Raw genomic sequence first — 16,581 nt, 5'->3', positions numbered from 1 at the left:
TACCGATCATTAAAAATACTAGAGACAAAAAAGCCGCTGATCAACAGCGGCTTTTTTGTGCGCTATAAACGCGTTACCACTTTACTCTTACATTTAGAAGGTATAGCGGGCACCAATATTATAACGTGGGCCCCCTGTGTATACGCCTCTGGTCAAGAGATCATTGCGACCAAACGTACGTGTATACTCGTCAGTTACGTTAAGCCCTTCAATGAAGACAGTAAAGTTATCATTGATGTCATAGCTCGCATTCAAGTCAACCTGGCTATAGGCCTCGACATAGGTCGGGTTGGCACCCGTGCCATCGCCTGTCGCAGACAAGAACTCGTCACGCCAGTTGTAGCTTACGCGCATCTGCAGACCATTCTTCTCGTAGAACGCGATGAAGTTGGCAGTGTCGCTCAAACCGGTCAACGCAAACTGTCCATTGACGATATCCAGGTCATCGAAGCTTGTGTCAGAGTCGGTAATTGTGTAGTTCGCTACAACGCCAAAACCAGTTTCCCAGAAGTTGTGCTGTACAGCAAATTCCCAACCATCAAATGACGCGTCTTCTTGGTTTACGAACTCAGTAACATTGAAGATGACGTTCGGATCACCCGGCAAACCCAGAACCCAGCTCGGCTCTTTGGTGAAGTCAACACCCGGCTCACCTGGAGCTGTGTTGTTAACAATATACTCGCGAACAGCGCCGGTGCTCCACTGGTTGTTCGGGTCAGCCGCAACAGCCGCATCACGACGACTCCCTTGTGATGGGTCTGGCGCGTCAAACAGCTCTTCTGGGTTCACGGTAGAGCCAATAAAGTTCTCTACGTCTTTCTTGTAGTAACCGACAGAAACGTAGCTCGCATCGCCATAGTACCACTCGACAGATAAGTCGATATTATCCGATAAGATGGGTTTTAGATTGATGTTGCCGCGAGTCGCGCCACCGCCAGGCGAACCTGGGAACATTGACTGAGGCGAAAGAGGACCACGACTTACAGACAAAGCACTCATCTCGTTCCACAATGGGCGACCTAAGCTACGTCCATAAGAAGCGCGGACTACTACGTCGTCGATGACATCCACGGCCAAATCAACACTTGGCAGGAAGTAGTCGTAACCACCTGTACCAACCGCTACCGGATCAACGGTGTAATCATCGGCCGTCAGCAGGTACATCTCATTACCGCCGATCCAAGCTACCTCACCAGTAAACTGATCTTCGATTGGCGTGGCGAATGAGCGGGTTTCAGTGTCTTCCCAACGTACACCCACAGACGCGCGAGTGCGCATGCCGGCAATATCTGTGTCCGCGTTAAGTTGTACCCAAGCGCTGTTTGAATCTTCCTCAATGATACGAACATCATCTGGGGTCGGGTTCATACAGTAATAGGTGCTGCCATTGGCGCAGTTCGAGAAGCCGCCGCCGTCATCCAGGTTCTCTGCGGCGTATTGAACAACCTTATCGAAGTCCGCTACAAATCTAGAGGCCAGCAGGTTCTCGTTGCCAGTACCACTTACATTATCAAAGTAGCTGGCAATGTCGTCCATAGTGTAGCCATCCATCGGCACATCACCCGGGTTACCCAGACCACCCCAGGTATCACGCTGGTTATTAGCAAACGTTGAACGGTTGCTCTGCTCGATGCTCGACACACCAAAGTCCATATCGAAGACGTCGTTAAACTCAAAGTTACCGTTAAACTGGAACTGGTCGATTTCGTGAACCATCCGTGCATTACGGAACGAGCTACCGGTAATTTGCAGGTCTTCAAGCTCAGGAGTCTTGGATACACCCACATTGAGTACCGGGAAGTCTTCACCCAAGTACACGGCAGATGAGTCACGTAAGAATGCTGAAGTAGTGATAACGTTGCTGTTACCATACGGGCTGTTTGGCTTGGACTCAGCTTCTGAGGAGTGGGCATCGAAACCCAGAGTCAGACGATCAGACACGTTCCACTCGATATTAAAGCCAAGCGAATCGTTGGTATTGACGCTTGAGTTGTAACCAGAGCCAAAGGTCAAGTCCGCACCGTTAAGCCCGAACTCCTCGTACATATAAGGCGCTTCAACGGCACCAGCGCCATTGTCAGTCCAGGAGGTGCGACGATTGGCACCAAAGTTAAACCACGCACCCACATCGGAGAACTTAGCAGACTCTTCTTTTTCTGCGTAAGTGTAATCCAGAGTCGCAACGATGTTATCGGTTGGCGCGTACTGCAACACTAACTGACCATTCAAGCGCTCGCGCTCGTACTCATTAAAGCTGTAGCCAGTCTGCTGGGGCACACCATAAATATCGCCATCTTCAGGGCTGGGCGGGTTGGTGTGGAAGTCCGTGTCCTGCAGATTGGGAATCGACCCCCAACCTTCAGCACCGGCCTCAAAATAGCGCCAACCGGTACCGATCTCGGCATTCGCATTGCCGCCTTCGCGTTTTTGATAGCTCATAGACAAACCTATGCCGAACTTATCATCCGCAAAGGTGTTGCTATAAAGCCCAGAGACCTCTGGGGTCAAACTCGGATCGGTGGCTGAATCGTCGTAGACGCCTTTAACCCCAACAGAAAGCTGCTGCCCGGGATTATCAAAAGGACGCGCCGTTTTAACATTGACGGTACCACCTACACCACCGGCGGGAACAGCCGCACGGACGGTTTTGTAAACCTCAACCCCGCTAACACCCTCTGAGGCAATATTGGAGAAATCGAACGAACGAGAGCCAGAAACGCTGGTTGCCTCAATGGTCGAGCCCGGCATCTGACGACCGTTCAGGGTAACCAAAACATAGTCAGGGCCAAAACCGCGAATGGAGACTTTCGAGCCTTCACCGTTGCTACGGTTAATCGACACACCGGTAATACGCTGTAGCGATTCTGCCAGGTTGGTATCAGGGAATTTACCAATGTCCTCCGCAGAGATGGCATCGACAACACCTTGTGAGTCTCGCTTGATATCCATAGAACGCTCGAGGCTGGCACGAATACCAGTGACGACTACCTCTTCGAGCATTTCGTCATCATTTTGCGCATGGGCAAGATTTGCCGCCCCAGCGATTGTGCACGATGCAACCGCGGAGGCGATGAGATTTCTTCTAAACTTGTGTTTGGTCATCATGAAGCTGATCCTCAAAAACATTTATTTTTATAGCTGGCCAACGTGTGCTGGCCCATCCCTAGCCAATATCGCGCAGTGCCGCAAAACCGTCGTCCCACTTTGACAGTGAGCGATAACATGGCGAGTCTCACTTTGCCTAACCCAAAGCGGGACACATAAATTCCTTTAAATTCAAATAGTTATCTTATATTACAATTAAGACAAGAACGAGCAAAAAAATACGTGGGACGCAGGCTCGGCAGCGTAAAGTTGGGGTTTGGCAGCCATAAAGCACGCGCTAAAGCCTCTTTCTGCGGGCCAGAAACACCCAGCCGGCGATTCATTTGCTCCCCGATAATGTTGTACTTTGTGCGGCAGGACACATAAAAACGCAGCGAATCTAAACAGCCAACAACGCATTTTATCGGTACCCGACAGACGCCAGTGCGAATGACACTCTTACCTAACAAATAGATAGTGCAGCGCCTTGGTATCCCGTGAACTTGCGTTAGCTCGGTGGCGCTTACAGAACCGCTCCCAGGCAAGGGAGTCTTATACTCAGGCAAGTCAAAGATTTGCGAGCGTGTTCAGGCGGCATTAAGTTAGCCGCGTTACACTGGTGCCAGGCCTAATCCCGTTAAGGCCAACACACATTAGGGCCTACGCTACTTTAGGCACTTGGAGGCCATTATGAAGCCCATTAAAACCACCTTGCAGCGCGCTCTTGCCGGCGTGTTACTACTGTTTTCCTCACTGGCTTGTGCCGAAAACACCTTTAGCGACGAGAAGCTGCAACAGCTGCTGGCGCCCATCGCGCTATACCCAGACACAGTGCTTACCCACGTATTGATTGCCACGACCTATCCGCTGGAGATTGTTCAGGCGGATCGCTGGGCCAAACAACACCAAGGGCTGACGGGTGAAGAGGCGATTAACCGCGCCGATAACGAGCCCTGGGACCCAAGCGTTAAAGCGCTGCTGGCGTTCCCGGACTTACTCGACCGACTAAGTGAGGACTTACTATGGTCGCAAGAGCTGGGGGAGGCCTTTTTAGCCGATGAAGAGCGAACCTTAGAGGCCGTACAAGTACTGCGCCAGCAAGCTTGGGATAACGGCAGCTTACAAGAAATGGAACACCAAACGGTGGTGCGCGAAGAAAAGCAAATCGTGATTCAGCCGGTACAAAGGGAAGTGGTTTACGTTCCCTATTACGATACCCGTACGGTCTACGGCTCGTGGCGCTGGTCGGCGTACCCACCGGTCTATTGGCCCCACCCACCTAGGTATCGCAGTGGTTTTTACTGGGGCGTATCGGCCCCCGTAGGTGATTGGTTTTACTTTAGTGGCTTTTATTGGCCCAGCCGCACTGTGGTAATTAACGTCAACCGGCCTTACTACTATGGCTCACACCGGCGCTACGGCTACCACCGAGAGTACACCCACCATTGGCGGCACGATCATACCCACCGCCGCAATGTACGCTACCGCCAAGCTTGGCAGGGAGCACGGCCAGTACAGCCCGAGCGCGGCCGCGCTATCAGTGATCGCCAGCGCGAGCAAGTCACCCGTCAGCTGCGCCATCACTCCAGCCGTTTAAATGCCGTTGGTGGCGGCAATGTCACCCGCGCGCCCCACAATGCTACTCGCAACGTGCAACCGCGGGCCGAATCACAAGCCCCTCGCCGGCAGCCAACAGTTCGCAATAACAACGGCGCAGTGCGCTCGGGCACTGAGCGTGTCACCCCGCGCGCTCAGTACCAACAGCCTAATCACTCTGTGCGAACACAACAGAGCCCTCGTGCCACCCCATCCACCATTAAACGCAGCCCCACCACCAGCCGCCCGGCCTACAGCGGCTCGCCGCGCACCATTGAGCGCCGCGCCGCCCCTAGCCACAACGCTGGTGGCAATCGGGCGGCGACTCTGCGGCGCGCACCCAGCAATGGCGGTGCTAGCCGCGGAGGGAGAATCAGAGATTAACGCGCAATATTAATTCTTGCTGCGCTGGATCCGAATCACAAAGCTCAGGTTGCGAATTCGGCGCATGATGTTGGCGAGATGGATGCGGTTTTGCACGCCGATGCACAGGTTGATCACACTGTTATGGGCATCTCGCTCATTGACATGAATATTCTCGATATTACCGCCCTGCTCGGTAATACGTGTGGCTAAAGTGGCGATGATGCCACGCTCAGATTCAACCTCTACCCGAATATCCACTAAAAACTCGCCCGATACCGTTGGCGCCCAGTTAACGTGGCTGATTTTCTCAGGGTTGTTGCGAATTTCGGCTAAGTTGTGACACGTCTCTTGGTGGATCACTAAGCCCTTGCCCGAGCTGATATGGCCGATAATTGGGTCCCCCGGGATCGGACGGCAACAGCGGGCAAAGGTAATCAAGACCCCATCGGAGCTATCGATGGTCAATGGCGAGTAAATACTGCCGCCACGCGGGGTGATATCGGCATCGGGCTGCAACAGCTTAGCCACGGCATAAGCAATGCGGTTGCCCAAGCCAATGTCCTCATACAAGGCCTCGATTGAGGCAAGCCCGGTGGCGCTAAGGAGCTTCTCGGTATGCGTGTCGCTCAAGCTATCCACATCCAAATCGATATCGGCCAACGCGCGGCCCAGCATGCGCTTACCGAGGGTAACCGAATGATGATGGCGCTGGTGCTTAAGGTAGTGACGAATCGCGCTGCGCGCTTTGCCCGAGATGGCAAAATTAAGCCAATTAGGGTTAGGCTGGGCACCCGATGCGGTAATAATGGTGACCTTCTGACCACTTTGCAGCGGCTGCGATAAGGGTGCTAGGCGGCCATTAATACGGCAGGCCACACAAGAGTTACCGATATCCGTGTGGACGGCGTAGGCAAAATCCACCGCCGTCGCCCCGTGGGGCAACTCGACAATTTTACCCTTGGGTGTAAAGACATACACCTCATCGGGGAACAGGTCGATTTTAACGTTCTCGATAAACTCCAGCGAATCACCGGCCCGACGCTGCATCTCGAGCAGCCCTTGCACCCACTGACGAGCACGGTTGTGGCTGCTGCTTAAGGCATCATCACCGCCAGACTTGTACAAAAAGTGCGCGGCAATACCTGTGTTGGCCATCTCATCCATCTCTTTGGTGCGCATTTGCACCTCGATGGGCACCCCGTGCATGCCGACCAATACGGTATGCAAAGACTGATAGCCATTGGCCTTGGGGATCGCGATATAGTCTTTAAACTCGCCCGCCACCGGTTTGTACTGGTTGTGAACCACCCCTAAGGTGCGGTAGCACGCATCTACACTATCGACGATTATGCGAAAGGCGTAGACATCCATAATCTCTTTAAAAAACTTCTTCTTCTGCCGCATTTTTTGATAAATGCTGTACAGGTGCTTCTCGCGGCCAATCACCACCGCATTGACCTTTTCACGCCTCAGGCGTTTTTCAATCGCCTCTTGGATCTGCTCTACCAGCTCTTTGCGGTTGCCGCGCGCGGTTTTAAGCGCGGCTTGCATCCGCGTCGCGCGCAGCGGGTACATAGCGTAAAAGCCGCGATCCTCAAACTCTAGGCGCAAGTCGTTCATCCCCAACCGATGGGCAATGGGGGCGTAAATCTCTAGGGTTTCTTTGGCGATACGGCGCTTTTTATGGGGCGGCATGGCTCCCAAGGTGCGCATATTGTGCAGGCGATCGGCCAGCTTAACCAAGATAACCCGCAGGTCATCGGCCATGGCCAGTGCCATTTTTTGGAAGTTTTCGGCCTGTTTTTCAGCCTGAGACTCAAACTCAATCTGCGTGAGCTTACTAACACCATCGACTAACTCAGCGACGGTATCGCCAAATTGCTTGGCAATAGATTTTTTGGCAATGCCGGTATCTTCAATCACATCGTGCAGCATGGCCGCCATCAAACTCTGATGGTCCATGTGCATACCGCTCAAGATGTCGGCGACCGCTAGCGGGTGAGTGATATAGGCCTCACCCGAGCGGCGCATCTGGCCGTCGTGCGCCTGCTCGGCGTAATAGTAGGCGCGCTTGACCTGATCAATTTGTGAGGGTTCCAAATAAGACGAAAGCCGGTGGCTCAGTGCCTCAATGGTTAACAACGCGATCCTCCCAAATTAGCGGGTTAGCCCCGCAGCAGAGTTAAATGTGCGAATCGAAACTATGGTGCTCTTCGGCCCGTGGCGCTGGCGCCGGCTCGTCGCGCTCCAGCAAAATGCTGGCATCGATGTAACCCTCTTCGATTTCGCGCAATGCGATCACGGTAGGCTTATCGTTCTCTTCGGCCACATGTGGCTCTTTACCGCCCACCGCCAATTGGCGGGCGCGCTTGCTGCTTACCATAACCAGCTCAAAGCGGTTATCTACATGATCTAAGCAATCTTCAACAGTAATACGTGCCATAAGTTTTCCGTCGATTTCTGTCAGTCTAAATTTTCTGTCAGCTTAAAATAGGCGGGCGCAGATTACGCACCCGACAGGGGTATTATGCGGTACAAACGCGTTAAGAACCAGAGGAGGCGCGACGCGGGGGCGACATTGTACACAAAATATCCAGCAGGGGAAGCGCCCTGACCTTAATCGCCCGGATTATTTTGCCAATAGCGCGCTTAGTAACTCGCGATGACGCTGAGCCTGAAATTGCTGACGTAAATGCTGACTGGTGATCAATGCCTGAAACTGCGCAAGCGCGATGGTGAAATCGTCGTTAATAATCAGGTAATCGGCTTCGACATAGTGCGATATTTCATTCATTGCCTCTTCCATCCGCGCCGCGATCACCTCGGGGTCATCCTGCCCGCGGCCGGTTAAGCGCTGGCGCAAGCACGGTAACGACGGCGGCAAAATAAACAAGCTGACCGTATCGGGCATCAAACGGCGCACCTGCTCGGCGCCCTGCCAATCGATTTCCAAGATGACATCAATTCCAGAGTTAAGCGTCTGCTCAACCCACTGCTGGCTAGTGCCGTATAGGTTGCCAAAAACCCGTGCGTGCTCCAAAAAGGCGCCCTGCTCCAGCATCGATTCAAATTGTTCATGGCTGGTGAAGTGATAATTGAGCCCATCGACCTCACCGGGACGCTTAGCGCGTGTGGTGTGCGAAACCGACACACACACCTCGGGGTTAGACTCCACCAAGGCGTGAACCAGACTGGTTTTACCGGCGCCCGACGGGGCCGATACGGTGTACAAGATGCCTTTTGTCATAAAGTGTTATCCAGAGCTTTAACCGACGCCGGAGCGTTTTAAACGTTTTTTGCAGCGTAATTTGCACAAAGCGCTCGCTGCTGCCGCCTCAGTTTTTCACCGATTAGGCAACTCGATATGACGAATGAAGAACCACGTGTGCACCACCTACGGACATACCATCCACCATAAACGCTCACTATAATGAACATTGCCAAATCTATCTATAGCCCCCAAAAACAATCCGGCAAATTTCTACGGCGATATATTCTCCTTAAAATCAGAAGTTTCCCATCAGCATCCCCGCGAGCGCGAGCCATGAGTAACCCCCAGTACGGGTCAATTTTGCGGCGCCGGTCACCTTACAGAACCAGCAATCTGGTAGGCTACCGCGTAACGTTAAATGAGTCGCTCGCGGGCGATCAAATCGCCTAACCAGAATCCCTGCAGCAATCTAACATGGAGCTTTAAGCAATGGAGAAACCCTTTTTCGCAACAGCCGCGGCCCTGACCCTCGGCCTCGCCGGATGCACATCTGCCCCATCCAAATACCAACCTCCCGAAGTCGACAATACTCCCACCCACACGACTGCCGTCATTCACGCTAATAGCGAAGTGCAAGGGTCGCTTTTACCCGACTTTCGCGGCACCCAGGTGGTCTACACCCGGGATGACCGGCGCACTATCGAAGGCACTTCCACCATGGACTCCTGGTGGGGCAAAATGCTCGTTAGCGACCTGCACAGTGCAGATATCTTCCGGCTGGATCAAAATCGCGCAATGATGGTGGACTTTAACCAGCGAGAATATTACGAGTGCGACATTGCAGAATGCCCAAGCCTAATAAACTTGCTTAACGCGGCAAGCCGCCCCGAGCAGGCTGAGACAGAGCAAGACACCACATACGAGCCAGAGGCCTCCGGCGGCTGCGCGCTAACACTGACCGAGCACACCTTTACAGTAAAAGATACCGGCCAAAGCAAAACCCTCAACGGCTACCCGGCAAAGCTTTATGCGGCTACCTGGGAGCTTACCCAAGAGGACAGCAATCAGCGTCAAAACCACAGCACGCTTAAAATTGATTTTTGGACCACGCCGCCCACCGGAGAGATGCAGGAGGTTTGGGCTATTCATAAAAAAGTCACTGACGCCTACGTCAAACAGGCCAACCTCGAAAACAACCCACTGGCCGAATTTTTACCCGAAGACATCTTCCGCACCTTATCGGCCTTTAGCGGCGACACAGACAGCAGCTCACAAGCGTGGAACAACGAGGTCAGCCAAAAGCTCGCCACCGTTAAAGGCTACCCTCTGAGCATCGACCTAAACTGGTACCGGGACGCAGAAGCGTGCCCGGAAGACAAACCTCAGGCCGCCGATGTAGGCGCTTCAAGCAACCCGTTAGATTCTCTCAAAGATGTGGCGGGCAGCGTCGTGGGAGACGCTGTTAAAGAACAGTTCACACCTGACGCCTCTGAGCCCGTACTGACCTATCGCTATCATGTAACCAGCGCCAGTATTGATCAAGTACACGACAGCGTATTTGAAGTGCCGGATGGTTTTAGCCAAAAACCGCTGCCGCGCTGGGCTCAGGACGAAAAATAAACCCCGCCATAAGAGCGCCGCAACCCTCTCGGCTAGAGGGTTGCGAATAAACTGTTGCCACCACGCGGCGCCAATAACGATGTAGCGAGGCGCCCCAAACCCTGGGCCATCAACGGCCTTTACGTCAGTATTGTCCCACGTCAACATGTAGCAAAATCCCACGGTGTGACCGCCTAAACGGCAATGGAGAGCGAAAGAGCTTTAGCGATTAACACGCATCGTCGAACCAGCGTTTCCCACGTCCCGCAAGATAGCGGTATCATTACGGCATCAGTTCACAACACCACCGCTTTCACACCAGTACCGGAGCCCAACATGAGCGAAACCCTAAATCTAAACGAGTGCGCCATGCGCCTCGGCACCAGCCGCGACTTTGTCGACACGATGGTGAGCAAAGGGCGCTTACACCCGGACGCCAACGGCCGCATTGCAGCCTGCGAGCTAAACGAGTTTGAGGTTTTATTAAATAAGCTGCGAGGTGGCGGTATCGCAGCCATGGTGGATGCCGTCGATAAAAATCTGTAGCCGCTCAAAAACCAAACAGCCGCCCACCCTTAACACATTTTTGCTAACCGCTACTCCCCGCGCCTTGCGCCTTGCGCTATGATGGCGCTTTGCGTGCAGCGATTTGCGCGCTGTTGTATTTTTACTGATCACATTCGCAACAACAATAATGTAACCCGCCAACCTCAATGTACCCGAACACTAACGGGTAGCATTAATAACGCGCGTACCAATATGAGCGGGCCATGCGAAACAAAAGGAGATGATCCATGGGGATTGCTGTTTTTGCTCTATTTGTTGTCTGCGCTTGCTACGTGCAGCTAAGAGGTAAAGTGCGCCATCAAAAATGGACTCGCCGCCTCACCGACCACTCTAATCTAATGGCGCCACTCAACTGCCTGTTCTACGTATTTTCTCGCGAAAAAAACACGCCCTACATGGAGGTCAGTCACTTTCCCGAGCTGCAAACACTGCAAGACAACTGGCAGATCATTCGCGATGAAGCGCTGGCACTTAACCATGAGGCACAAATTAAAGCCTCTGACGATCTCGATGATTTGGGTTTTAACTCGTTTTTTCGCACCGGCTGGAAGCGCTTTTACCTAAGCTGGTACGGCGACCCTGTAAAATCAGCGGCAAAACTGTGCCCTAAGACCATTGCGTTGCTGCAGGCGCAACCGTCCGTCAAAGGCGCCATGTTTGCCATGCTGCCGCCCGGGGCTACCTTGGTAAAACATCGCGACCCCTACGCTGGTTCATTGCGCTATCACCTGGGGTTAGTCACACCTAACGATGATAAATGTTTTATCAATGTGGACGGCGAGCCCTACAGCTGGCGCGACGGCGAAGCGGTAATGTTTGATGAGACCTATATCCACTACGCCGAAAACACCACCGAGGCAAATCGCATCGTCTTATTCCTGGACATTAAACGTCCAGTCACCTTTGCTCCCATTGACTGGATCAACCGCGGCTTCTCCCGCGTTGTTATGTCCGCCTCTGCCACTAAAAACATGCCGGGCGATAAAATCGGGTTTCTCAACCGGATTTTTGGCTCCGTGTATCAGATTCGTATTGTCGGTAAAAAACTCAAAGCCTATAACCGTCGTTTGTACTACACATTACAGTATGCCCTTTACGCACTGCTCATCTACTTATTTTTCTTCGCTTAAGCTTGATCAACAGAGTAACGCAATCGGCGCTTAAACTATAAATTAAGCGCCAGTTTTTTGATTTTCATCCCGCCTGCAGTGAAAACGTTTTCACCTTATGGAAAACGTTTTCAGGCCATCAGCCCCCTCCTTTATATAGACACTCAAAAGAGCCCGGCATTAGCATGGCCGTAGTTAGAGCGTATGTTCGCCTGATCGGAACAACGCCAACTAACACGATAACGTCCAAGCAAAAATCGGGGAATACCCCAGTGCCAGGTTGCAATTCAACGCTAGGTGGCACGACTCACAAACAGCACTAGGGTAGCGTTCCCCACTACAGACTTACAGCGACTACATAATAAAAGAGGAGCCGCGAATGAAAACGCAACAACGGTTTAGAAGGAACTTACTGGCCAGTGCAGTAGCGGGCTGCACCCTGGTAGGTTTAGGGCAGTTAGCAATTGCCCAAGAGGGGGGAGCTGGCGAAGACAGCATGATGGAAGAGGTGATTGTCACAGGTGTTAGGCAAGCGCTGACTTCAGCCATGGATGAGAAGCGTGACGCCTCTGGTGTCGTCGATGTCATCAATGCCGAAGATATCGGCAAATTCCCCGACACAAACCTGGCAGAGTCACTGCAACGTGTTCCTGGGGTTTCCATCAACCGCGAAGGTGGTGAGGGCAAATTTGTGACGGTGCGGGGTTTTGGCCCCGGGTTTAATGTGGTCACAATGAACGGCCGACAGTTAACCTCAGAAAACATCAACCGCGACTTTGAGTTTGACACCTTAGCATCCGAAATGGTCAGCTCTCTGGTGGTAAACAAAACCGGCTCTGCCCTTACGGACTCTGGCGGTATTGGTGCCGTTATCGATCTGCAAACGCCTCGCCCCTTTGATGTTGGCGATAAAGTTGCCGGCACAGTCAAATATAGCTATGAAACGCTAGCAGAAGAGGGCAGCCCCCAGGCCTCTGTCCTTTACAGCGGCAATTTTGCCGACGATACCTTGGGCATACTATTCGCGTACAACCACTTTGAGCGTGAATCTAAGGTCAACCGTGTCACCAATGCCAACTGGGCACGCGTAGAGGCCGACTCAGGCTCGGGCTTGTACCCGGATGAAACCGAACTAACCTCCAACGCCAACCCCGATGGACGTTTGTACCTTCCGCAAAACCATTTTATTCAAGCGCAGCGCGATCGGCGCACCCGCGACAATGCCAATCTAGTGTTGCAGTTTGCACCCACGGAAGACATTACCGTCACGGCAGACGTACTTTACTCGGATTTTGAGCTAAAACGTGACCAAAACATGTTGGTGCATTGGTTTGGTAGCCGCCCTTCTTGGCGAGACGTCACCGCCGATGAAAACGGCACAGTCACTCACTTTATCGCCGACAAGCGAGAGGGCGAAGGGGCGGTACAGGCCACTGAATTCAACGCCATTAAAGAAAACCGAAAATCCAACACCTTGGTGGGCGGGCTTAACATTGGTTGGGACATCACCGACACCTTCAGTGTCTCGGTGGATGCCTACCGGTCTGATTCCGAGTATGACGACCCGATGGGCTTTGGTAACTCGCAAGTAACCATGGGCTACCGCAACCGCTTGACTTGGGACTTAGGCGACGGATTTATCCCCGCTATTTCAGGTTTCGAGTCTGGCACTGGGTCAGTCCCCTATCAGCCAGACGGCGACTTTAACCTGACCATCCCCAATAGCGACTACCTCGATCCCAGCAACCTACGTCCGGGCTTTACGATCCGTAATGGCCGAGTGGTCAACGACACCATTGATCAATTTAAAATTGCCGGCGCCTTCAACTCCAATGAATCGAGCGGCTTGATCAAAGCAGACTTTGGCGCTTCGCTTAAAAGTCGTGCCAAAGACCGTCAGCAATTTACAACCGGGCGCGGCCTAACCGAAGCGGAAGCTGCAACCGTTGCCGAGAACGAGCCCCGCGCTTATGTAGGCCCGGGCGCTACCCTCAACTGTATGTTCTGCGGTGGTGAATATTTCTGGACTGAAATTACTCCGCCTCAGATTTCGGTACTTGATGCAGGCTCTGACTTCTTGAGTGGTGTCAGCGGTAGCGAAAACATCCAAACCCAATGGCTGGAGTTTGATCACGACGAGTTCCGCGAGATCTACGAGGGCCATGTCGGCGTTCCATTCACAACCGTGGAGGTTCCCTCTGAGTCTTACGACGTCGAAGAAGATATTCTGTCGCTTTACACCCAACTAGAGTTTGCAGGTGATCTCGGTGGGCTTCCCTACGGCGCGGTAGCCGGTTTGCGCTATGAAAAAACTGACTTAACGATTACCGGCAACCTGGCATCTATTCTTCGGGTAGAGGCAGAAGGTGCGGAAGTACTGAATGAGATACTTTCTCCTGTTACGCCAACTAAGCTGGAGTCTGATTACGCGGTATTTTTACCCAACGCGAGCTTCAAAATTAATTTAACCGATGATTTAGTCGCACGCACCGCTTACTCAAAAACCATTACCCGCCCATCCATGCAAGAGCTACGGCCGAACCTCGAGTTCAGAGACCTTAAGCAAAATGGCCCTTACCCTGTTACGGCAGGTAACCCTGACTTAGAGCCATTAGAGTCAGATAACATCGATCTATCGCTGGAATGGTACTACGCTCCCGGTAGCTACGCTTCGGTGGGGGTTTTCTACAAGCAAGTTGATAACTTTATCGTTAATGCCACTAGCGGCCAAACCTTTATCGGTGAAGACGGCGAGCCAATTACCGACCCCGCAACTGGCAGTATCAACATTATTCCGCCGGGCGGCGCTCCATCAGACATTGTCGACCCCAATGATCAAGTGATCGAGTTCTCGGTAACCAAACCATCAAACGTAGAGACCGCCGATGTCAATGGTTATGAGCTGGCGGTGCAGCATATGTTTGGTGACACTGGCTTTGGCATGATGGCAAACGCCACCTTCGTAGATACCAACGCTGAGTACGATAAATCCAAGTTTGATCAAGGGTTCGCCTTGGTTGGCCTGAGCGATTCCTACAACATTGTCGGCTTCTACGAAAATGACACTTACTCTGCACGTTTAGCTTACAACTACCGCGATGGTTTTTTACAATCGCTCGATCAAGGTGGTGTCTCGGAGCCCACATTTGTAGAGGATTACGGACAACTTGATTTAAGTGCAAGCTACAACATATCCGATAATGTTTCGGTGTTTTTAGAAGGGATCAACCTTACCGGTGAAGAAACTCGCTGGCATGGTCGATATGACAATCAGTTCCTTCTGGCTGAAGAGAGCGGACCACGCTACTCCGTCGGTCTCCGTGCATCTTTTTAAGATAACGGTTTAACGGCGTTAAAGACTTTGGTGCTTATTCCCGGCACCAAGGTCTTTTGTCGTTTCATTATTGTTTTTCTGCGTCTTTCACGATCTGCCGATGACTCGTAAGAACAATAATGAAACAACATATTTAAGCGATAAAAACCTACAATAATGTTGAAAATAAAATGAACAATAACGACATAAAAAATATAGTCGTCGTCGGTGGCGGTACAGCCGGATGGCTTACCGCGGGAATTCTTGCTGCCAAATGCGCTCGCGAGCAAGGACGAGACATAAACATCACCCTGATTGAATCAGCCACAATTGGCAATGTTGGCGTGGGCGAAGGAACTTGGCCCTCACTGCGAACAACACTGCAAGCACTTGGTGTGTCTGAGAGCGACTTTATACGCGACTGCGATGCGACCTTCAAACAAGGAGCGCGCTTCAACCGCTGGGCTGAAGACTCTGACACCGACTTTTACTACCACCCACTGATGCTTCCCGCCAACGTGGGGCCGCTTAATACCATTACCCACTGGCTTAACAAGTTTAATAGCAGCGGCCTGTCCTATTCCCAGGCGACCTGTCATCAGGAGGCGGCCTGCGAAGCCGGACTCGCCCCCAAAGCGATTACCACCCCCGAATACCAAGGCAACCTTAACTACGCCTATCATCTGGATACAAATAAGTTCTCGACATTTATTAAAGAGCATTGCGTTAAAAACCTGAACATTATCCATAAGGTGAACGACGTCGTCGGCGTACGGGCAGAGCCCGATGGCGCGATATCGGCTCTTACGCTGGCAGACGGCTCTGAGCTAGATGGGGACTTTTATATTGATTGCTCGGGGTTTTCCGCCTTGCTAATCGACAAACACTTTAAGGTGCCTTTTATCGATAAAAGTGACGTACTGTTTTGCGATAGCGCGGTTGCCGTGCAGTGCCCTTACGAGCTAGAGCCTGACATCGCTAGCCACACCTTATCTACCGCAACTGGCTCGGGCTGGATATGGGATATAGGCTTACAAAGCCGTCGCGGTATCGGCCACGTATACTCTAGCCGCCACACCAGCGATGAAGCAGCCGAGCAAGTACTTAGAAACTATATTGGCGAGAAGGCCCGCGACCTCCCCGTAAAAGCCATTAAGTACACGCCGGGGCACAGAGAAAAATTCTGGATTAAAAACTGTGTTGCCGTGGGCTTATCGGCAGGATTTGTCGAGCCTTTAGAGGCCTCTTCAATCCTCTTGGTCGAGCTTTCAGCCTACTGGATTGCAGAAAAGCTACCACTCAAAAATTCAGGGCTGTCACGTTGCGAGCAGCAATTTAACGATATATTTCGGTACCGCTGGGACTCAATCATCGAGTTTTTAAAGCTCCATTACTGCCTATCAAACCGTCGCGACAGTCAGTTTTGGCGCGACAACACAGATCCAGACTCAATCCCTCGTGAGCTGCTAAATAAACTAGACATGTGGCAAGAAAAAAGCCCTTCTATACTGGACTTTTTAAGCAGAGCCGATGTTTTTCCGCTAGAGAGCTATTGCTACGTTTTGTATGGCATGAACTTTAAAACCACCACACATGATCCGGGTGATAAAAACCTAAAAAGTACAGAGCATAAAATCAATAGGCAGAGAAAAAACCTAGACGCACTGCTTAGCTCCTTACCCAAAAACCGTCAGCTTATAGACGCCATAAAAAAACACGGCTTACAAAAGATATAA

10 protein-coding genes are annotated in these 16,581 nt (G+C 52.1%); 6 read left to right on the top strand and 4 right to left on the bottom strand.

The genetic code is table 11. From position 1 onward, the window contains the following. Positions 1–93: 93 nt before the first annotated feature. The gene (locus AACY82_RS10395) at positions 94–3,105 is read right to left on the bottom strand and encodes a TonB-dependent receptor (protein WP_339616745.1); all 3,012 of its coding nucleotides are present in this window, start codon (positions 3,103–3,105) and stop codon (positions 94–96) included. A gap of 669 nt (positions 3,106–3,774) precedes the next feature. On the opposite strand from AACY82_RS10395, the gene AACY82_RS10390 reads away from it, so the two are divergent. Further along, positions 3,775–5,064 carry a DUF3300 domain-containing protein gene (locus AACY82_RS10390; protein WP_339616744.1) on the top strand — a complete coding sequence of 430 codons (1,290 nt, stop codon included), beginning with the start codon at positions 3,775–3,777 and terminating at the stop codon, positions 5,062–5,064. Positions 5,065–5,073: 9 nt separating this feature from the next. Here AACY82_RS10390 and AACY82_RS10385 read toward each other — a convergent pair whose 3' ends face one another. The 3 genes from AACY82_RS10385 to gmk all read right to left on the bottom strand — a co-directional run bounded on the left by AACY82_RS10385 (position 5,074) and on the right by gmk (position 8,293). Continuing rightward, positions 5,074–7,188 carry a RelA/SpoT family protein gene (locus tag AACY82_RS10385; protein WP_339616743.1) on the bottom strand — a complete coding sequence of 705 codons (2,115 nt, stop codon included), beginning with the start codon at positions 7,186–7,188 and terminating at the stop codon, positions 5,074–5,076. Between the two features lie 40 nt (positions 7,189–7,228). Continuing rightward, on the bottom strand, positions 7,229–7,489 hold the full coding sequence (gene rpoZ / locus AACY82_RS10380; protein ID WP_339616742.1) for a DNA-directed RNA polymerase subunit omega: 261 nt from the start codon (positions 7,487–7,489) through the stop codon (positions 7,229–7,231). Positions 7,490–7,675: 186 nt separating this feature from the next. After that, positions 7,676–8,293 carry a guanylate kinase gene (gene gmk / locus AACY82_RS10375; RefSeq protein ID WP_339616741.1) on the bottom strand — a complete coding sequence of 206 codons (618 nt, stop codon included), beginning with the start codon at positions 8,291–8,293 and terminating at the stop codon, positions 7,676–7,678. 453 nt (positions 8,294–8,746) lie between these two features. On the opposite strand from gmk, the gene AACY82_RS10370 reads away from it, so the two are divergent. From AACY82_RS10370 to AACY82_RS10350, 5 genes are all read left to right on the top strand, one after another. Continuing rightward, positions 8,747–9,877 (top strand): hypothetical protein, encoded by a 1,131-nt coding sequence (locus tag AACY82_RS10370; RefSeq protein WP_339616740.1) that lies wholly within the window; start codon positions 8,747–8,749, stop codon positions 9,875–9,877. Positions 9,878–10,192: 315 nt separating this feature from the next. After that, on the top strand, positions 10,193–10,402 hold the full coding sequence (locus AACY82_RS10365) for a hypothetical protein (RefSeq protein ID WP_339616739.1): 210 nt from the start codon (positions 10,193–10,195) through the stop codon (positions 10,400–10,402). A gap of 248 nt (positions 10,403–10,650) precedes the next feature. Further along, positions 10,651–11,553, top strand: coding sequence for an aspartyl/asparaginyl beta-hydroxylase domain-containing protein (locus AACY82_RS10360; RefSeq protein ID WP_339616738.1), 903 nt, complete (start codon positions 10,651–10,653; stop codon positions 11,551–11,553). A gap of 358 nt (positions 11,554–11,911) precedes the next feature. Beyond that, entirely contained in the window at positions 11,912–14,866 is a 2,955-nt protein-coding gene (locus AACY82_RS10355; RefSeq protein ID WP_339616737.1) for a TonB-dependent receptor, read from the top strand. 170 nt (positions 14,867–15,036) lie between these two features. Continuing rightward, on the top strand, positions 15,037–16,581 hold the full coding sequence (locus tag AACY82_RS10350) for a tryptophan halogenase family protein (RefSeq protein WP_339616736.1): 1,545 nt from the start codon (positions 15,037–15,039) through the stop codon (positions 16,579–16,581).

The organism is uncultured Gilvimarinus sp., from assembly GCF_963972205.1.
In the GTDB taxonomy this organism is placed as follows: Bacteria; Pseudomonadota; Gammaproteobacteria; order Pseudomonadales; family Cellvibrionaceae; genus Gilvimarinus; species Gilvimarinus japonicus.
Note: the sequence above shows the minus strand (reverse complement) of the source record. Positions and strands in the feature narration are given on the sequence as shown.